17 protein-coding genes and 2 pseudogenes are annotated in these 20356 nt (G+C 35.4%); 4 read left to right on the forward strand and 15 right to left on the reverse strand.

Going from position 1 to position 20356, the window contains the following annotated elements:
• Positions 1-283 (reverse strand): annotated as a pseudogene (locus K9V48_RS17050) (IS200/IS605 family accessory protein TnpB-related protein); the annotation flags it as partial.
• A 429-nt stretch (positions 284-712) separates the two neighbouring features.
• Between K9V48_RS17050 and K9V48_RS17055 the strand changes: the two are divergent.
• Together K9V48_RS17055 and K9V48_RS17060 are read left to right on the forward strand one after the other, a co-directional pair.
• Complete coding sequence (locus K9V48_RS17055; RefSeq protein ID WP_111615765.1) at positions 713-1000, forward strand: transposase; 288 nt, start codon at positions 713-715, stop codon at positions 998-1000.
• A gap of 395 nt (positions 1001-1395) precedes the next feature.
• Positions 1396-1824: a YugN family protein gene (locus tag K9V48_RS17060; RefSeq protein ID WP_224140234.1), complete on the forward strand. Its 429-nt coding sequence runs from the start codon at positions 1396-1398 to the stop codon at positions 1822-1824.
• A 411-nt stretch (positions 1825-2235) separates the two neighbouring features.
• On the opposite strand, the gene K9V48_RS17065 is transcribed toward K9V48_RS17060, so the two are convergent.
• From K9V48_RS17065 to K9V48_RS17080, 4 genes and pseudogenes are all read right to left on the reverse strand, one after another.
• Positions 2236-3096 carry an MBL fold metallo-hydrolase gene (locus tag K9V48_RS17065; RefSeq protein ID WP_224140235.1) on the reverse strand — a complete coding sequence of 287 codons (861 nt, stop codon included), beginning with the start codon at positions 3094-3096 and terminating at the stop codon, positions 2236-2238.
• A 49-nt stretch (positions 3097-3145) separates the two neighbouring features.
• Positions 3146-4279, reverse strand: a complete 1134-nt coding sequence (locus tag K9V48_RS17070; protein ID WP_224140236.1) for a zinc-dependent alcohol dehydrogenase — start codon at positions 4277-4279, stop codon at positions 3146-3148.
• A gap of 325 nt (positions 4280-4604) precedes the next feature.
• A pseudogene (locus tag K9V48_RS17075) lies at positions 4605-4974 on the reverse strand (DoxX family protein); the annotation flags it as partial.
• Positions 4975-5659: 685 nt separating this feature from the next.
• Positions 5660-6970, reverse strand: coding sequence for a homocysteine synthase (locus K9V48_RS17080; protein WP_224140237.1), 1311 nt, complete (start codon positions 6968-6970; stop codon positions 5660-5662).
• Between the two features lie 1132 nt (positions 6971-8102).
• On the opposite strand from K9V48_RS17080, the gene K9V48_RS17085 reads away from it, so the two are divergent.
• Positions 8103-8270: a hypothetical protein gene (locus K9V48_RS17085; protein ID WP_224140238.1), complete on the forward strand. Its 168-nt coding sequence runs from the start codon at positions 8103-8105 to the stop codon at positions 8268-8270.
• Between the two features lie 136 nt (positions 8271-8406).
• Here the strand turns inward: K9V48_RS17085 and pepF are convergent, their stop codons facing one another.
• The 5 genes from pepF to mecA form a co-directional block, all read right to left on the reverse strand.
• On the reverse strand, positions 8407-10233 hold the full coding sequence (gene pepF, locus K9V48_RS17090) for an oligoendopeptidase F (RefSeq protein WP_224140281.1): 1827 nt from the start codon (positions 10231-10233) through the stop codon (positions 8407-8409).
• Between the two features lie 147 nt (positions 10234-10380).
• Positions 10381-10548 carry a hypothetical protein gene (locus tag K9V48_RS17095; RefSeq protein WP_224140240.1) on the reverse strand — a complete coding sequence of 56 codons (168 nt, stop codon included), beginning with the start codon at positions 10546-10548 and terminating at the stop codon, positions 10381-10383.
• A gap of 57 nt (positions 10549-10605) precedes the next feature.
• A complete protein-coding gene (locus K9V48_RS17100; protein WP_224140242.1) occupies positions 10606-11814 on the reverse strand; it encodes a competence protein CoiA in 1209 nt (402 codons plus the stop codon).
• Positions 11815-12114: 300 nt separating this feature from the next.
• A complete protein-coding gene (gene cls / locus K9V48_RS17105) occupies positions 12115-13626 on the reverse strand; it encodes a cardiolipin synthase (RefSeq protein WP_224140243.1) in 1512 nt (503 codons plus the stop codon).
• Between the two features lie 370 nt (positions 13627-13996).
• Positions 13997-14689 carry an adaptor protein MecA gene (gene mecA / locus K9V48_RS17110; RefSeq protein ID WP_224140245.1) on the reverse strand — a complete coding sequence of 231 codons (693 nt, stop codon included), beginning with the start codon at positions 14687-14689 and terminating at the stop codon, positions 13997-13999.
• 343 nt (positions 14690-15032) lie between these two features.
• Here mecA and K9V48_RS17115 point away from each other — a divergent pair, with 343 nt between their 5' ends.
• The gene (locus tag K9V48_RS17115) at positions 15033-15713 is read left to right on the forward strand and encodes a TerC family protein (RefSeq protein ID WP_224140246.1); all 681 of its coding nucleotides are present in this window, start codon (positions 15033-15035) and stop codon (positions 15711-15713) included.
• A 211-nt stretch (positions 15714-15924) separates the two neighbouring features.
• Here K9V48_RS17115 and spxA read toward each other — a convergent pair whose 3' ends face one another.
• From spxA to K9V48_RS17140, 5 genes are all read right to left on the reverse strand, one after another.
• Positions 15925-16320 carry a transcriptional regulator SpxA gene (spxA, locus tag K9V48_RS17120; RefSeq protein ID WP_224140247.1) on the reverse strand — a complete coding sequence of 132 codons (396 nt, stop codon included), beginning with the start codon at positions 16318-16320 and terminating at the stop codon, positions 15925-15927.
• A gap of 267 nt (positions 16321-16587) precedes the next feature.
• Positions 16588-17166 carry a GNAT family N-acetyltransferase gene (locus K9V48_RS17125; protein WP_224140248.1) on the reverse strand — a complete coding sequence of 193 codons (579 nt, stop codon included), beginning with the start codon at positions 17164-17166 and terminating at the stop codon, positions 16588-16590.
• A 166-nt stretch (positions 17167-17332) separates the two neighbouring features.
• Positions 17333-17689, reverse strand: a complete 357-nt coding sequence (tnpA, locus tag K9V48_RS17130) for an IS200/IS605 family transposase (protein ID WP_263432867.1) — start codon at positions 17687-17689, stop codon at positions 17333-17335.
• On the reverse strand, positions 17677-18867 hold the full coding sequence (iscB, locus tag K9V48_RS17135; protein ID WP_224140250.1) for an RNA-guided endonuclease IscB: 1191 nt from the start codon (positions 18865-18867) through the stop codon (positions 17677-17679). Before iscB ends, tnpA begins: the two co-directional genes overlap by 13 nt.
• A gap of 549 nt (positions 18868-19416) precedes the next feature.
• Positions 19417-20355 (reverse strand): ABC transporter ATP-binding protein, encoded by a 939-nt coding sequence (locus K9V48_RS17140; RefSeq protein WP_224140251.1) that lies wholly within the window; start codon positions 20353-20355, stop codon positions 19417-19419.
• Position 20356 lies beyond the last annotated feature (1 nt).

The raw sequence follows: 20356 nt of genomic DNA on the forward strand, positions 1-20356 counted from the left end.
TAGAAATGTACATTTTCTTAAGTTCACTTTGAGATTTCATCAAAGCATTTGCTTCCTGAACAACTGAATTTGTGTAATAATCGTTCATTTCAAAACGATTTTTCACTGTTAAGTGAAGAGATTTATCTCGCTTACTTTTCCCTGAACGCTTTTCTACTACTTGTGTTTGAAAAGCAAAATGTTTCGCGCGATTAAACAAAAGAAGAGAGTGGGAAATGGCATCTATACATACTTTAGGCAACGTATTTTTATAGATTCTTTTTGAAAAATAAGCCTTTTTCATTTCTCCCTCACCTCCCAGAACATATATTCGATAAGATTATTATAACAAAAAGTTTATCCAATTTACCATATTTGAACAAAAATATTTTTAAAAGAAAAAAAGAGCCATTCACCCCCCACTTATCCGCTATCTCGTCTTGAAGATGGGGGTCTTCTGGCTAAAAAAGATAAAATCAATTAATTCCATAATAGTTCATAAAAAAGATACAACTAATAAAAACGGCCCATTTTAACCAAACAGGTAATACAATTTTTTATTGTCATTTAACGTCTAATTCTTTGTTTTTGGTTTGTTTTCCATAGTAGCCCCTCATTCTTCAAATCGTTTCCGTACCCCTTCTTGTAATAAAATTTGATTTTGTTTATTTACCTATATTTACGGTAATAATTAGCTAAATACAGCCTTACATACTATGCAAGGAGTGACATTTTGAAGATTTTATTAGTTGTTTCTAGTATTGCTTTTCCTATTCTTATGTTTTTTCTACAGAATCACAGAAAGATATTTCGAATGATTTTTAATATTACCGCTGTTATATCAACGCTTATTTTTGGAAATATTGCAGCAACATCTATTTACCAAATCCTAATTGACAATGCTGTATTTATGACTACCATTCATGGTATTTTTCTTAATCCTTATTTCTTGATAACTGGGGGTTATCTTGGAGTATTCATCATTTACAGATTAATGGTTCTTACATGGGATGAAAGGTAGTATCTTCATCCATTTTTTCTTTATATCCTTCACGATTGCAATATAAGCAAACTACTTTTTTCTCCACTCTAAATCTCTTCTTTTATGTCGCTGTTTGTATCAAATAAGCAATTTCAAACAAACAGATTTCTTATTAAGCTCACGATGATAACTAAAAAGATACAATTCCTTGTACAAAATTTTGACCCTTTACTGGAGTTTTACAGCATCGACAAGAAAACAAAAAGAAAAATCCTGTTTTAAAATTACTACAAGATTTTAATCAGACTTTCTTTTACATCTACATTCATCGTACTTGTCATCTTTTTCATTTTTACATCTCTTTATATTTATCGTATCTTATTCATCTTTTTGTTAAGAATAGTAATAAATATTTTTAACAGGAGTGAATAATGATGATCAAATTACAATCAAGTATCGAAGGGAAAAAGGGGAATTTTGGTTTTGTTCGAGAAATGTTTAACTCCTATGGGTGTAGTTTCTGCAGTAATTTTGAATATGATCAAGGGAAATTCGATACTATTTTATGGAGGGAAGGCGGGGAAACCATTTATTTAAGAATTCCTTTCAATGTTTTGGATGGGGCTTTGGATTACGCTAATGCATATATTGAGTTTGGAACACCCTATGTTATTAAGCATGTAGTAAATATTGGTTTAGATTATGATGAAAACTCATTAATGACAGCCACCACAGGACTTACTCAATTTCAAGAGCCCTTGGATACGGACGGGTATATAAGAGATAAAAGCAATTGGAAAAAAGCTGGTGAAGAAAAAATAGAACAAGTATTGAATTCCATGAATGGATTATTGAGCTCCTAATCTCATCGATTTTACAATAAACGAAAACGCTTGAATAACCAAATGTTATCCAAGCGTTTTCAATTTCTAGATTCTTTCTATCCAGCATCCACTTACGGCGTAACCCTTTTCTAATTTAGCATTTTCCCGTCACTCGTTCCAAGAAAATGCTATAAACTTTGAGCTACTAAAAGGAGCAAAAGTAATTGACTATACAAAAAAGTAAGCTATGGATTAATCCTAGCTTACTTTTTTGTATTACTATGCTGCAAACGACATTTAATTGAAGTTCCTTTTAGTTAATGTTTCATTTTTCCTTACGGGCAGAACCAAATTATCCGCAATTACCTTAACTTCATGTGAAAACTTTCGAACTTAGTTCTCAAATAAAAAACAATGTTTATGATCCGAGTTATTAGAAGATCAGTGCTTTTAATTAATATATCGTCCAAAATCTGGGACTGCAATCCGGTTAAATTCCTTCACCAATTTTTCGAGGCCTTCTGAAAGTTCGATACCGGACACTGGTTGTCCGTGCCCTGTAATTGCAATTGCAGGCTCTAACACCTCTAACTTTTTAACCGATTCCCAAGCAGCCTGCCAATCGGTGGTCAAGTATCTCGGAGGTCCACTGATTTCTAGTTTCTGAGTCAACACATTGAAAAGCGACTCTTGTTTCACCGTAACAAAAGCATCACCTGCAATGAGAGATCGATCCTTTTCTCTAAACAGGGATATATGACCAGGTGAATGCCCTGGTGTATGTATCCATCGCCATCCAGGCATATTTGGAATACTACCGTCAGAAGGAATAGCCTCTATGTGGTTTCCCAAGTCAACAGGTTCATTTGGAAATAACGGCGATATTTTTGCAACTAGTCCTCCTTCAACTGATCCATCAGGTTCTGGATAACTTAATTCCCCAGTTAAGTAAGGTAATTCCGCCTCATGAGCATATACTGGTACATCCCATTTCTGAACTAGATCCACCACTGCACCAACGTGATCAAAATGCCCATGTGTCAGTATAATCGCTTTTGGTTTGTTGTTTTCACCAAATCTCTCTTTTGCAGCACCGAGAATATGATTAACCGATTCAGGCATTCCTGTGTCAATTAGAACCCATTCATTTGATTTTTCAGGACTTCCTACAAAACATAAATTTACAATCTGATTCGTATAACAATAAATATCATGCATCAGAGCCTGTCCCATACCACTCCTTAGGGATGTCAAAGGCATAAATTTGTTCTCCATGGCGTCTCTCATACCATCTTGCAAGTTCTTTCCCATGAATATCCCCTTCTTCCTCGAAAGTTGTATTTCTCCGTTATATAAAGCATTATGGTTTCAAAACGACTTTAATACAATCATCTTCACGATTATTAAAAATTTGATAACCATGACTTGCTTCTTCAAGGGGTATTTTATGTGTGATAATCTCTCTTGGATCAAACTCGTTATTCGTTATTTTCCCAAACAGTTCTGGCATAAAATGAATGACTGGTGCCTGTCCCATTCTAAGATTGATATTTCTAATCCAAAATGCACCCAAAGGAAACATATTATAGTTGCCCCCGTAAACACCTGTCATTTGAACCGTTCCATACTTTCTAACTGCTTTTGTAGAAATTTGAATGGGTCCAAGAGTCCCACCTTGCAATTTTAATTTTTGTTCGAGAAACTCCAGAGGTGATTTTTTTCCGTCCATACCAACACAATCGATAACAACATCTGCTCCACCATGAGTGATTTCTTTCAAATGTTCACCCATATCAGGATATTTTGTGAACTCAAATACCTCAACATTATTCATCTTTTTTGCATGATTGATCCGATAATCCAAGTAATCAACTGCTATCACACGTTTTGCGCCTTTCATCCAAGCAAATTTTTGGGCCATTAGTCCAACAGGTCCACAACCAAGCACGATAACGGTATCTCCCTCTTTCACTCCGGAATTTACTACACTCCAATAAGCAGTAGGAAGGACATCTGATAAAAAGAGGAGTGATTCATCCTCCAGTTCACATGATTCAGGGACAACAAAGGGAGTAAAGTTTCCAAAAGGCACTTTTAAATATTCAGCCTGACCACCTGGATGATTTCCAAACTTCTCGGTATAACCAAAGTACCCTCCTGAATCATAATGCGGGTTAGAATTATCACATTGACTTTCCATTTCATGCTGGCAATAAAAACAATGACCACATGAAACATTAAATGGAATGACAACACGATCTCCTTTTTTCACCTTTGTTACTTCAGGTCCAATTTCTTCTACAATACCCATAGGTTCATGACCAATAATATATCCTTCAGGTAATGGCATATTTCCTTGATATAAATGTAAATCAGATCCGCAAATAGCAGTGGAAGTAATTCTTACAATAATATCATCTTTTTTTTCTATTTTGGGATCCTCTACTTTGTTAACTTCGACATGATTCGGACCTTGATAAGTTACTGCCCTCATTATAGCCTCCAAGTCTTTTAGTATGAGTTTTTACTCACTCCCTTTTATAATTATCAATAAAGTAAAAAAATATATATAAAGCTCTGTAAAAACAACTGAGGTTTAAAAACAAATTATTAAAAAACACCAAAAAGCAGCAAAAATAGTTCCTTAGTTATTATGCTAAACTGCACTCCTAGAGTTTAATTAAGAATCATCATAATCCAAAAGATCCCTTCTTATTTTAAAAAAAGCCTCGTTAGCCATAACATTTTAAGGAATGCATTATATTTGAAGATTCAAGTAAATGGTTTTTGTTTATGAGCAATCTATTATAATATATGATAAGCGATATCCCTATACTTAGAACACCTAAGATAAGAGCAGGTATTGCTTTCTTAAAGGATCTCTCACTAACACAATAAGAGTAAAAGCTGCCATAATCATAGTGCATCCCAATAATACCCCCACCAGAATAGCTAAAGCTGGAAACCAAATTCAAACTAACATTCCAATTGCCCCTATAACTTCAAAAAAACTAGTCAAAAAATTAAAGATAGGAGGAAAACCAAAACGTTTGAACTCATCTGCCATTTTCCCTGATATAATTTTCGTTTCTGTCATAAAAAAAACACGAAAAGCACAACTTGTATAATATTTATTAAAATAGTAATCTCATCTTTCTTTTTATTTGATAAAAACCAGGGACTGTTCATGTAGTTTGCCACTACCTTTGCCCTGTTTCCTGAGAATAACCTTACTGTAGCAGTTTTAATTTAAATTGCCTTTTCCTATATCAAATAGCTGGTAATTATATGCTATAGCATATATAGTACAAAAATTTGAGTGGTACTAAGGAAAAAATTAACATGTTATACGGATGCTGTTCCACAAACCGCGGCTCCCACGGAATCCCGATGGATGATCAACTGGTACCTTTATCGGAAGAATAAAAATACCCTTATTACTAAATAAGTAAAACTAACCTTCCTTAGCTGATTTTAATACTGGTATCAACGTGCCTTAGATTCGGGTAATCCTCCAGTCACCTCTTCCCAAATACCACTATTCTCCTTCTTAAACCATGAAATGATAAAATAAATATATTAAATTAGAATTTTATAGTGTAGTTTATAATTCTAATATGTATCAAAAAAGAGGATATTAGCTCATATATTGAACTAATTATCCTCAAATAATCATAGTACAGTTAAGTTTTAAAATATCAAACTTTATTTCAAAGCCACATCTATTTCAAATAATTAGCTAAAAGCTTTAGAGCTGGGGTATTACTGCCAGTTCATTCGTAATAAAGTTAATTACTTCAAACATATTAATATATTCATCATTTTCTTACGGTCAGAATGACAGACCTGGATCAAGTTTATTTTCGTAGATATTTTATTCAGCTACAGCTTGCACTGTTTGACTTACCTTTATAGCCTGATCAAGATCATAAATAATATCCTCAATCGCTTCCGTACCCACTGATAAACGAATTAATCCTGGGGTTACTCCAGCTGCTACTTGCTCTGCGCTGCTCAATTGTTGATGTGTAGTACTTGCTGGGTGGATGAGTAGTGACTTTGAATCACCGACATTCGCTAAGTGGGAAAACAGTTTTACTGATTCAATTAGTTTTTTACCTGCTTCAATTCCTCCGCTAATTTCGAACGTTAAAATCGCTCCTTGGCCTTTGGACAAGTACTTCTGTGCTAGATTGTATGAAGGATGACTTTCCAAACCTGTATAGCTAACGGATTGAACAGCTTCATGATTTTCTAAAAACCGCGCAACTGCTAACGCGTTCGTGCTATGCCGTTCCATTCTAAGATGTAGTGTTTCTAGTCCTTGAAGAAATAAAAAGGAATTAAAAGGTGATAGAGCTGACCCTAGATCACGAAGTAATTGCACTCGAGCTTTAATGATATAGGCATTTTCACCAACTGCTTCTGTGTAGACTAGTCCATGATAGCTTGGATCCGGATTCGTTAGCCCAGGAAATTTGCCGCTTTTTGCCCAATCGAACTTTCCACTATCAACAATGACCCCTCCAATTGAACTTCCATGTCCACCAATAAATTTTGTAGCGGAGTGAACGACGATATCGGCTCCAAAATCAATTGGGCGAAGTAAATATGGAGTAGGGAACGTATTGTCAACAATCAAAGGAATGGAATGATCTTGAGCCACATTCGCAACAGCTTCGATATCTAAAACATCGCCCTTTGGATTCCCAATCGTTTCAGCAAATAAAGCTTTTGTTTTGCTTGTGATGGCTTTTTCAAAGTTATTCGGATCACTTGGATCTACAAATTTTACGGTAATCCCTAGCTTTGGTAATGTGTGTGAAAATAAATTATATGTACCTCCATAAAGACTGGCAGATGAAACAATTTCATCACCCGCAGACGCAATGTTTAAGATGGAAAATGTGATCGCAGATTGCCCTGACGAAAGTCCAAGTGCCCCTGTTCCTCCTTCTAATGCAGCAATCCTCTTTTCAAAAACATCTGTCGTTGGATTCATAATCCGACTATAGACATTCCCTGGTTCTTTTAAACTGAAGAGATTGGCAGCATGCTCACTATCACGAAAGACGTATGAAGAAGTTTGATAAATTGGCACTGCCCTTGATAAAGTCGTTGGATCTACTTCCTGGCCTGCATGAACGGCCAATGTCTCAATTTGAAGCTCTCTTTCATTTGTCATGTGATGTTCCCCCTTATTTTCTTTTGACCGAATTTTAAGAACAAAAGCGGAAGCGCCTTGATCAGCCTAAGGCAAGCATAAGACGCTCAGGAATAGAAGGTGTTCTTTGCCTTCAATTCCTGAGTGGCTTAGACCCAAGAGGGGCTAGGCGCTGGATGTCGTGCGCTTATCCAAAGTACAAGGATTTTACCGTTACGCTAAACGATAAAAAAAGGCATCCTCTCTTTCAATCGTATAAAAAAGAAGATGCACTTAGCTGACTAATAGGCTCGGTCATGAATTCCCTACCCTTATACCCACTATACCTATAAGAATTGTTTATTTACCTAAATTTAACATCTTTAGTGATAATCGTCAACTATTTCTAGTTGTTTTTTGAACTAGCACTCAAATACTTTGACTTCTGAAAATAACGAGCTGTAAAGGAAGAATAAAACGGAAGAAAACATGCTTCAAAAATCCAAAGAACAAAAGTGAAAGCGCCTTGATCAGCCTAAGGCAGGCATAAGACGCGCATGAATAAGAAGGTGTACTTGCCTTCAATTCATGCGTGGCTAGACCTTAGAGGAGCCAGACGCTTGCGCTGGATGTCGTGCGCTTATCCACAGTTCAAGAATTTTATAATTTCCTAAACAACAAAAAGACCCTATACACATGTACAGGGCCTTCTTTTATATGTCTTAACGACAACAAAGGGGATGGGAGAAATTTTTTCACGGTCAAACAAAGGGGTAAATGTTTGTTTGTGATTCATTTCACACCATTAATATATCAGATTTTGTCGACTTTTAGCAAGTATCATCGAATCTTTTCACAAAAACGTCACAAATATTAGGTAATACTAACTAATGATTAAGATTTTGTCATCCCTAACAATACTTCTCCCCTCAAACCCATAATGAATTTGGGATAAAAAGACTTATCTCAACATATACAAGTAGTGAAAAAACGCATGCGCCTTGTTCAGCTCCGACAGGCATAAGACGCTTTTGAACAGAAGGCGTACTTTGCCTTCAATTCAAAAGTGGCTGTAGACCCAAGAGAGGCTAGGCGCTGGAGCTGGATATCATGCGCTTATCCACAGTACAAGAATTTTATAATTTCCTGTGAAAAAAAGGAGGTTGTTTTCACTTTGAAATGGATCACAATTGGATGTTGTGCGATAATTGTCTTGTTTTTTCTCAACTTACTAGGGTTTATGAATCTTATACCTATTTATATTACATCACCTATATTATTCATTGTCATCTTCATTACCCTCTATCTCATCAATCATCGGAAAACATTTAAAGGTTTTTAGAATCGCATGCGGCGAAATAAGAAAAGCGCAAGCGCCTTGTTCAGCCTCGGGCAAATAAGCCACTCAGGAATAGAAGGTGTTCTTTACTTATGTTAAAAGGAATGCGCCCTTTTATGACGCATTCCTCTTTCTTTTCCTAATTATTTATTTTAGCTAAAAGTTCTTCCATTTCATTCAGCTTTTCTTCAAATACTTTTAAAGCCTCTTCAATTGGTGCAGATGATGTCATGTCGACACCTGCCTTTTTTAGAACTTCAATTGGATAATCAGAGCTTCCTGCTTTTAAAAATTCAAGATAACGATCCACGGCAGGTTGACCTTCTTCGAGTATTTGATTGCTTAATGCAGTTGCTGCACTGTAACCTGTTGCATACTGATACACATAGTAATTGTAGTAGAAGTGAGGAATACGCGCCCATTCCAAGCCAATTTCTTCATCAACTACAATATCTTCACCGAAGTATTTTTTGTTTAAGTCATAGTAAGTTTTTGTTAACAGTTCTGGTGTCAATGGTTCACCATCTTGCGCCTTCTGATGAATCATATGTTCAAATTCCGCGAACATCGTTTGACGGAAAACTGTTCCTCTAAAGCCTTCTAAAAAATGGTTTAATAAGTATAAACGTTCTTTTTCATCCTCAATTGTTTGTAATAAGTAATGATTTAGCAACGCTTCATTACAAGTTGAAGCAACTTCAGCTACAAAAATAGAATAGTCACCATAAGGGTATGGCTGAGTTTTCCGTGTATAGTAGCTGTGGACGGAATGACCGAATTCATGTGCCAGTGTAAACATATTATTTACATTATCCTGCCAATTCATTAGGATATAAGGGTTTGTTCCATAAGCACCAGATGAATAAGCACCGCTTCTTTTCCCCTTATTTTCATGAATATCTACCCAGCGATTTTCAAAACCTTCTTTGAGGATTGAATTGTATTCTTCTCCTAATGGGGCAAGTCCTTTTAAAATATAGTCTTTCGCCTCATCATAAGTAACTTCCATCTTTACATCTTTAATTAGGGGTGTATATAAATCATACATGTGAACTTCATCAAGCTTTAATACTTCTTTACGTAGTTTTACATAACGTTGAAGTAGATCTAAATGATCATGAATGGTACTAACTAAATTATCATAAACGGACTCCGGAATGTTATCACTACTAAGAGCAGCTTGTCTTGCTGATTGATAATTTCGAACTTTAGCGCTGAAATTATCCTTTTTCACTGTACCGCTTAACGTACTCGCAAATGTATTTTTAAAGCCTCCGTATGTTTTATATACAGCTTTAAATGCATCCTCACGTACTTTTGGATCTGCACTTTCTAAGAAACGGATGTAGCGACCATGCGTAATTTCTACTTCCTCGCCATTTTCATCTTTAATTGTTGGGAATGTAAGGTCTGCATTGTTTAACATCCCAAATGTATTGCTAGAAGAGCCTAAAACTTCTGATGCTTGTGCTAATAATTCCTCTTGTTCAGCAGACAACACATGTGGACGCTGACGATTGATTTCATCAAGTGAATGCTCATAAAGCTTTAATTCATCTTTTTCTTCTAAGAATCCCTTAATCTTTGCTTCATCAACTGATAAAAGCTCAGGAACAATATAAGAACTTAAGCTCGATGCTTGTGTATAAAGATTTCTTGCGCGGTCATTTAGCGCTTGATTAGTTGAGTTTGTTGTATCTTGATCATATTTCATATGTGAGTATGTATAAAGTTTTCCAAGCCGTTCCATTACTTGATCTTGATAAGTGAGCGCTTCATATAACGTGTCAGCACTTTCTCCCAGCTTCCCTTTAAATTCCGCTAACTTTGGCAAGGATGACTTTATTTCCGTAAATTCTTTCTCCCATGCTTCATTGCTTTCGAAAATGTCCTCTAAATTCCACGTATCCTCGGTTCTAATTTCACTTCTAGATGGCAATTTTTTCACAGCAGTTTGTTCTGACATTGCGTTTCCCCCTTTTGGATAAATTGCAAATGCGGAGCTAGTATTGATAGAACTTAATAGCGTAAATGCTGTAATAAGTACTATTTTTCTTTTGTGTTTCATACTCATCCTCCTGATATCTTTATCTCCGCAGTTGCCGCTTATGGATCATCCTAGATCATAGTCAAGCGGACTATCAGATGAGTATGATTGAACTTGGTTATCTCTATCTTCACCCTGTGTGGCTTCTTTTGTCAAATAGTATGCTGCAGCACCTACCCCTATCATTGAAACGGTGAAAAGGAATGGATTACGTTTTTGTTTCTTCTTAAACATATGATCACCTCTTTGTTAATATCTCCCTTTTAATTTGTTCAAAAACCAGTTAACTATTCACCTATCTCCATTTATTGTTATAAAATTCCTCTTCATCTCTTCATCGTCTTTTAAGAGTATCTCCATATTCGTTAACCATTGGATATTTCTGTTTTTTATAAATATATTTTTCTGACTCGATTTGAGGATCAAAAGATGGCAAAGCTGGATTAAATATTCCTTAATGACATAGGAATAATGAAGATTAATCTGAGGTAATCGGCGAATTCTAATCAACTTTCCCACTACTTTTTTTTCGATATAATGACAAATATCTTGGAAGGTAAAACTTTGATGAAGTTGTATCCTGTCAATATAAACTAAAATCCATCCTTGCCATACATATACGGGTGATTCGATTAAGTATGTGGTCTGGAGTGGCAGAAGTGCTAATGATGATAAGTAGGAAAGGGGCAGCTGTTTAGTTTTATACAGATACATATTCAAATAAGCTGAATCCTTTGTTAAATAATTTGATGATTTTAATCGAAATTTTCTTATATGATCAAACCAAGCTACGTAGACATTCTGCTTACTTATCTTCTGCCTTTTTAAATCATGATAGTCTAGTGAGTTGAGTGAGTATTTTTGTGGGAAGGTAAAAATCAACTTTGGCGAAAATGGAATAATTGAGAAGAGTACGATGAAGGATTTTGATTCGGTACAATATGAATAGATTCTAGGAGGTTCTCCCTTGCTTGGGATTTCAGCGAACAACCACTGGAAAGGAGAAATTAAAAATGATCTGGATCCAGCCCTTTTTAATGTTTTTGCCCCCAGTATCCAAAAAACGTTCATTTGTAACTCGAGGTATGATACTGACCTTTTTCTAAATGTTTTTGAATCAATTTTTGAGCATTGAAATTCAAGCGGAATCCTCGCTTCTCCATCCCTAAATAAAATATCTGGACGTTGCTTAATCTCACCTAAATATGGTTCAAGTCGAACGTCTTTTAGATTGGGTTGAATTTGAAGCCACTCGAATAAATCAAGCTTTCCCTTCAGATGATATTGACTTTCAGCTTCACTAATACTCGCCGTACAATCTGATAATCTTTTATGGGCAAAATGTGCGGTTATGACAGAACCGATTTTTAACTCTACTTCATTTGAACAAACTGGACAGAAAAAATTTGATTGCTTTCTCATTCTTTTTAATCCTTCTCTCGACCACTTTTTTTCCGCTACATTTACGTGAATTCCTTTTTCATTACATGCTACAAACAAGAATTCATCCCCCCTCCTTCTTGATACAATCTATTATCCATGTTTTACGACACTTTTCAAATTGATAAAATCGTATTTTATCGGTTCAAAATAATGAAATTACCATCTAAAGAACAAAAGCGCAAACGCCTTGATCAGCCTCAGGCATGGTATAAGAAGCGTATGAATAGACCTTAGAGGGGCCGGACGCTCTTGCGCTGGATGTCGTACGCTTATCCACAGTACAAGAATTTTATAATTTCCTAAACAACAATAAGAATAGGCTAGCCAATCATCTATCGATTAGCTAGCCTATTCCCATTAAAGCATCGGTGACAGAAGTCTTGCGGTTGATTCGAAGAGTTTTTTTAAGAATGACCGTTTTAAAAATTCGTCCATGACAATTGCTTTTGATTGGTCAATATCCTTTAGATACTCTTTAACAAGAGTCTGAGTACTTCCTGTTCGATAGAGGAAGGCATTCACCTCAAAATTCAAATGAAAGCTTCGCATATCCATATTTGCTGTGCCAATTGACGCTAGCTCATAATCGACTATGATCATTTTACTATGCATAAATCCTTTTTCATATTCGTATACGTTAACACCTGCTTCAAGTAACTCCGGAAAGTAAGAACGAGAGGCATAATAGACAATCTTTTTATCCGGTCGTTTCGGAACCAAGATCCTTACATCAATCCCACTTAACGCAGCTACTTTAAGTGCTGAAAGGATATCTTCATCAGGCACGAAATAAGGAGAGGCAATCCAAATTGATTCTTTTGCTGAAATAATCATCGAGAAGAACAGATTTTTAATAACATGCCACTTATTATCAGGTCCACCCGCGATTAGTTGAATGCCACCTGTATGATCTGTTTCTTCAATATTGGATGTTAAGTACGTGTGTGATAACAACTTTTTATCTGTCATATAATACCAATCTTGCAAAAAAATCATTTGCAACGTTCTTACGGCTTCACCCATAATTAATAGATGAGTATCACGCCAATATCCAAAATATCGATTTTTTCCTAAATACTCATCTCCAATATTTAAGCCTCCAACAAAACCGACTCCACCATCAATGATAATAATTTTTCTGTGATTTCGAAAATTTATCTTGTTATTTAAGAAAGGGATTCGGACAGGGAGAAAAGGAACCGCTTCGATCCCTGCCTTCCTCATTTCCCTCAAGTAATTCTTTGAAAGCTTCCAACTACCAACAGCATCATAGAGAAAACGAACCTCAACGCCTTCCCGAGCTTTTTCAATCAATACATTTTTTAACTTTTGTCCAACCCCATCATGTCTGACAATATAATATTCAAGATGAATGTGATGTTTCGCCTTTTTTAACTCATGAAAGATGTGTTCAAATGTTTCAATCCCGTCTGTTAACGCCTTCGTTTTCGTCCCAAATGAAATCGGACTGTGCCCTAAACGGTGAGCAAGCTTAAATAAAAGTCGTTGATGATCCCCCATATGATCAATTTTTTCTTGATACGAGGCTCTATTCCCTTCAATTTCTAAAAATGCTTTTTCATCCGTTAACGCTTTTTTGGCGAATAATCGTCTTTTCTTTATATTTCTCCCAAAAAATAAATAGAAAAAAAATCCTACTAATGGAAATCCACCTAATACAACCAACCATGTAATCGTATGTGATGGATGTCGATTTTCAAGAAAAATAACAACACAAATGAAGATGATAGACAATGTAAATAAGACACTAACGGTACCAACGATCCAATCTCCCCAAAGATTCTTTGTAAGTAATATAATTGAAGCAATAAATGCAATAAATAATAGTAAACGGAATGTATTCTTCATCGGTTTCACCATACTTACTATCTTATTCTTACCTTCCTAAAACATAACCCTGCTATCATTCTTTTCCTTGAATTCTTATTAATCTAAATATTTCCAGATGCTTATCCTCCATCTATCTTCTCTGTTGCTCCCTAACCTTGAGGTAGGAATAGAATAAATCATCTAGTGGATTTCCACTTGCGGTATTACCTATTCTATTACTAAATCCTGTTTTTAACTCTTAACATTATTTATATTTTCAACTATGGATAAAAAAACCGATTTCATTAGAAATCGGTTTTTTACTATTCTGTCTTCCTATGCACCTTGGTATTAACGGCATCATTAGGTTTAGCTTGGAAACAAACCAACAGAAACTTCTTTTATTCAGTTAAGAAAAATGTTTTTTAATGACGTTTAACGCATGATCTTTTGCAATTAATTTTCCGTATTCTTCTAGTCGATGAATGGTTACCTTAGACTCTTGACCGAATTCAAGTATGATACTTAATGTATCTTCAATTTCTGTATCCGTAATATCTTCATCATCCTCATCATTTTCATCATCAAACTCGATATATAGGTAATAATGATTGTTTAGTGTATATAAGTGATTCGATACACCTGCTAACACTGAATATTTAGACAAAGAAATTATATTTTCTAAATCATTAAATTTTATGACAAATTGGAACTGCGGCTCGAAATCCTCAACTTGGTTATCTTTCGAATCTTCAGCTTTATTAAAATGGTGTTCTAATAATGTTTCTATATTTTCATCAACCGGTAGTTCTTTTAAACTTTCATCTGAAAATGGCAGTTCAAGCTTTTGTCCATCCTTTGACACTTGTGCTTTTGTAACGATGACTTCCAATCCTTTATCGTGTGCCTGCACTTGAATCCAAAGAGGTCCTTCAACCATAAACTCCTCTTCTTCATGAACTTCATCCATCATTTCCCAAAAAAGTTCCTCACTACGATCGCGATTATACCAAATTTCATCACGATCAAAACCACGCTCTTCTATATCCATATACGAAATATAAAACTTTACCGTATTATCGTTAATGCGTTCAATTTCCATTTTCTAAAACCTTCCCTTCTGTAATTGATGTTGAAGGGACAACCCCCTCTAGGGTATTTGCACTTTACTACACTTTACCCATATTGTACGATTTTTAATCGTAAGTAAAGGAAAGGTGTTAGCATTCATCAAATAATTGTGACGAATAAATCCACCTAATTCAAAACCTTCATTGATGCAAGAATCTTGTACCCCTATTTTATGATAAAAAGTGCTGAAAGGAAATAAAAAAGAACTAAATTTACAAAAACAGTTATTTTACCTATATGATTCTACAATCATATTTTATGATTGATTTCATATACTTGTACGAGCAGTCAATAAGCTGAAAGAGGGTTTATGCATGGAACAAGAATTTCTTCTATCACTTTTAGTGATTATTGGAATTGACCTAATACTTGGAGCTGATAATGCAATTGTCATTGCAATGGCCTGTCGTAATTTACCTGTTATTCAGCGGAACAAAGCAATTATTTTAGGGACAGTACTTGCAATTGTCTTCCGAATTTTCCTTACATTAATTGCTGTCTACTTATTACAAATACCATTTTTGCAGCTCATAGGTGGTGTCTTCCTCTTATACATTGCTTATCATTTAATCGTAGGCAAAGATGATGACACAAATTCGATTAAAAGTTATGACTCGTTATGGAAAGCAATTCAGACAATTGTAATCGCAGATTTATTAATGGGATTTGATAATGTCATAGCAGTTGCTGGAGCCGCACAGGGACATATGGGATTAGTAGCTATTGGATTATTCGTCTCAATACCTATTATTATTTGGGGAAGCAAAATTATTCTTTCATTACTTACTAAATTCCCATTGCTCATCTATGTTGGTGGCGGATTGCTTGCATATACAGCGGGAAAAATGATCATTGGGGAGCACCAACTTCAAACACTTTTCATATCGTATCCCCTACTTGCACAAAGTTTGCCTTACTTAACAACATCATTCATTCTATTTGCAGGTGTACTTTATCAACAACTATTTAGTTTACGTACTGATCGAAAAAGTTAATAAGTGGCGAAAATCTACCTATCTACTCCTTACCTATTCCTAAAATCAATTTAGAACGAGTAAATAGGCAGTAATGGACCTTATTTATCCTGCGCTTGACTTTCTATAGAAAAATCCATTAATTTATAGATAAAAAACTATTGATTTTATCAATAGTTTTTTGGTTTATTTACATCTAAGTTACTGAATTTGATCTACTTAAATGCTTTATTTAGTTTACTAAACGCTGCGCTTCTTTAAGCTGAAATGTACGTACACGTCGTGGAAGAAAACGGCGAATTTCATCTTCATTGTAACCAACCTGAAGTCTCTTTTCGTCAATAATTATTGGACGTCGAAGTAAACCAGGATTCTCTTGAATCAAATTGTATAAATCCTGCAATGGCATCGACTCAAGGTTGATATTTAATTTTTGGAAAGTCTTTGAGCGAGTTGAAATAATTTCATCAGTGCCATCTTCAGTCATTCTTAATATTTCTTTTATCTCTTGAATCTTCAAAGGCTCTGAGAAAATATTTCGTTCCACGTATGAAATATCATGCTCTTCCAACCACGCTTTAGCTTTTCGACAAGAAGTACAACTAGGTGATGTAAATAATGTTACCATTCATCCTTCACTCCTCAAACTATAGAATGAGTTAAAAATCAAACCAAACTGTATATAGAAATTAAAATCACTTTAAAATAAGAATTCCTATTTAGATTATACTATAAAAAAAGTAAGTATGCATATAGAATTTAATGAAAAGTGTGACGAACCCTTTATAATCATCAAAAAATCCTTATAACGTTGAATTTTCATTGGGGTTTTTTCTTAATTAATTAGATCCTTTCCTTGATCGAATTATCTGTCATTTAAATTCCCCATTCTCAATTAACTTAAATCATCGAAAATGTTTTTGTTATTACTCTCCTCATTTAGAGACAATACCTCGCTTACAGGTTGGTATGATTCACCATATAACTCTTTATCTTTAAATGTATGGATGATGTTATAGGTTTTTTTCATTGCTTTGTAAATATGTTCTTCAGATTCACCATTTGGAGCCCAATAGAGAATTTCCAATTTATTCACTTCATTCGTTGCAAGTGATCTCCGTTCATAGCCAATTGCATTCGCATGTTTAAAGTCTTCCCTTTGATAAAACTTCAATCTTTTTTCAGTATCTGTATCTTCATAGTTCATTGGCTCAACTTCAAGGATAATTGGCTTTCCTTTTTTCTTTAACTTTTCTAAAAGCCTATGACCTAGTCCTTCACCTCTTGCTTTATTTGAGACAAAGATATAATCGATAAAGATAAATTCATTGAGTTCAGCGTACATCATCACATGGTTTTTTCCCTCGTCTTTATGATAAATATCAGCTTTTTCTATCAGTAGAGTTTCCATATGCTCTTTAGATTTCATTTCTTCAATGGGAAAATACTGATTTAACTTCTCATACCAATTCATTGATTTACTCCCTTTTGCTTTCAAATAACTACTCTTATATTTAGATATACCCTTTCTTTTTTACGTTAAACATGGATAATTTCGACAAAATCAACGATTCTTCCACTTTTTATAAAATCGGGCGTAAAACCCCTATCCCTTTAGGGTAGGGGATGTAAGCCTGCTTTTAACCTTGTTCTTGGATATATTTTTGAATCGTTTCTCTGCTAACGTTTCCAATGGAACAAGCGAAATATCCGTCACTCCAAAAAGTTCGTTCTTTCCAAAAATGTTTAACAAGATATTTTTCATGTTGTTTCCAAATGTGAAGCGTAGTCATTTGCTTGAGTAGTCTTACGATTTCAAGAATACTCATCTTAGGTTCATAGTGAATAAGTAAATGGATGTGATTTTTGTCTACTTCCATTTCAACGATCCTAAAATGATACCTATTAGCTATATCATGCATGAGTTGTTTTACATTATTTCCAAGTGGAATAAACAACTTCTTTCGATATTTACACACAAATATCAAGTGGCACATGAGTAAAAACTTAGAATGATTTTTGGTATGGTCATCCACGATTTTCTAGCACTCACTCTCTTCATCTTAGAAAACTTTGGAATCGGCTTTAAATCCACCTTATTGCCTTCCGTATCCATTAGAATGGCGTATCCTGTTGACATACGCCCCTTAATGAAATAGTCATTCCCTTTGTATTGAACCTTGTCAAACTTACGGAATCCAAAGAGTTTTCCTGTGGGCATCACTTGTTCACTACGAACACCTTTGGTTTGCTGATAATCACCATAAGAAACGCATTTTTTAAACAAGACATTGGACGTTTTAAAGGTCGGTTCTTTTCCTTGGGTTGTAATCGCAACGGCATCGAAGTAGTGTTCTTTCGGCAACCTCATAAGCTGACGGTGTTCTTTCGTTACGAATCCAAAGGTTTCTTCTGCATGGGTTCGCTTTAACAGTTGAATGCCAATACTGTTCATTTGCGTAGCATGATTGAGTTTCCCTTTTTTCTTGCCTTTCTTTTTAAGCGCAACTTCTCCACGATGGAGGGCGTCATGGCACGTTTTACAAAGAGTAAGTAAGTTATCTTCTTCATCAGAGCCATTTTCACTACGGAAAATAATGTGATGAACTTCTAATCGTTTGTCTTTTGTTTTTCCTTTGCAATGTTGGCAGCAATACCCATCTCTCGTTAATACATACGCTTTTGTATTGGCGTACCCGTAATTAATTCCCTTTTGATATAACCATTTGTTGGTTAAAACCGCTGGATTTTTTAAGGCATGAGGGTCAAACGTAGCGGTTTCTATAATCGTTTTTGAGATAGGAAGAACCGTTTGAACAAACTTCATTTCTCTTACATGAGCATGAATCTTACTCGTCATGGTAGGCGAGAAACGATCCTTTTTCATCGAGTTCTTGCGGTTTAGCCATCTCGCTTTGCGATAACGAGTTTCTATTTGAGCCATATAGACGATATTTCCTTTTTCACCAGAAACAGCAGATCCTACTTTCGCACTCCCACTATCTAACCCATGAGTCAACGACTGAACATATTCGGTTTCTGTCTTGTACAACAACTGAATCGTGAACGGTGTTCTTCCCTTGACTTTCGCTTTTCCTTGTTTGAGTAACAATCTAGCGATGACGGAAGAACAAGGCATCAGTGGTTTTCCATATACATTCAAAACGTAAACCATTTAAAACATCCTTTCAGATAAACTCTCTACCCAAAGGTAGGTTGTGCGTATCCTTGTGCTATTACCATACAAGGAATCCGACCTCACCTCGACAATGTTAAAAAGGCTTTTTACATCCATGTCACCGAGCCTTACCTCAGCCCTACTTAAACATGGATGACAGAGCAACGGTCTGGTGCGTCAACCAAAGGTGTCATGACCTCATTAACGTAGCTAGGATTTCTCCTAACTGAGTCTGGTAAACTCACCCTTGAAGGGACGAAGCTAAAAACCATGCAACTTCTTTTCAGAAGCCACGATGCCTTTAGGCTCGTGGTAGTTCACGTTACAAGTCATATTCAAAAAGCGTAAATGACCTTAATCACATCGATCAAAAAAAGCTAGTGTGGAGAGAGCATATATTTGCCTTATATTCTATCACAATTATAGAACGTTTGTTCTTAAAATGCAACCAAAACTGGAAGTCGAAGTACATATCTACAATACGAGAATTTCATCGTTTCTTTGACAAGAAAAAAGATTGCCCTAAACATAAGGCAATCTTTCACTTTAAGAATTCTGTTTTTTTAATTGTTCATATTCTGCTTGTGAACACATGACGAAGTGTCCTGGTGTCACTTCACGAAATTCAACTTCATCACCTGGTTTATAGTTATGCACGCTTGGATTATATGTTTTTCGAACGCGGGTACGTTCATAATCTGGATCCGGAAGTGGAATCGCAGATAAGAGGGATTGAGTATATGGATGCATCGGATTATTGTATAACTCATCTGCATCTGCAAGTTCAACCAATTTCCCAAAATACATTACCCCAATACGATCACTAATGTACTTAACCATCGATAAATCATGGGCGATAAATAAATAGGTTAGTCCCTTTTCCTTTTGCAACTTTTTCAATAAGTTGACCACCTGTGCTTGTATGGATACATCAAGTGCAGAAATCGGTTCATCGGCAATAATAAATTCAGGCTTAACAGCAAGAGCGCGAGCGATTCCGATACGTTGGCGTTGTCCACCGCTAAATTCATGCGGGTAACGATTCGCATGCTCTTTATTTAATCCAACTGTTTGAAGAAGTTCAACGACTCTGTTCATCCGATCAGTTTTTGATTTTGCAAGCCCGTGAATATCAATACCTTCAGCAATAATATCTGAAACCTTCATTCGTGGATTTAATGAAGCCTGTGGATCCTGAAAGATCATTTGCATTTTGCGATTGAATTCCTTTAGTTGTGCTTTCGATTTTTTGCCATGAACATCCGCTCCATCAAATAAAACTTCGCCATCTGTTGCATCATATAATCGAATAATCGTCCGACCAGTTGTTGATTTTCCGCATCCTGATTCACCAACTAATCCCAGCGTCTCACCTTTATAAATATCAAATGAGATATTATCAACCGCTTTGACTTCATTTGGTTTACCGACGTTAAAGTATTGTTTTAAATTTTTTATTTCGACTAGCTTTTCAGTTGTTGTCACC

The organism is Metabacillus rhizolycopersici (assembly GCF_020075705.1).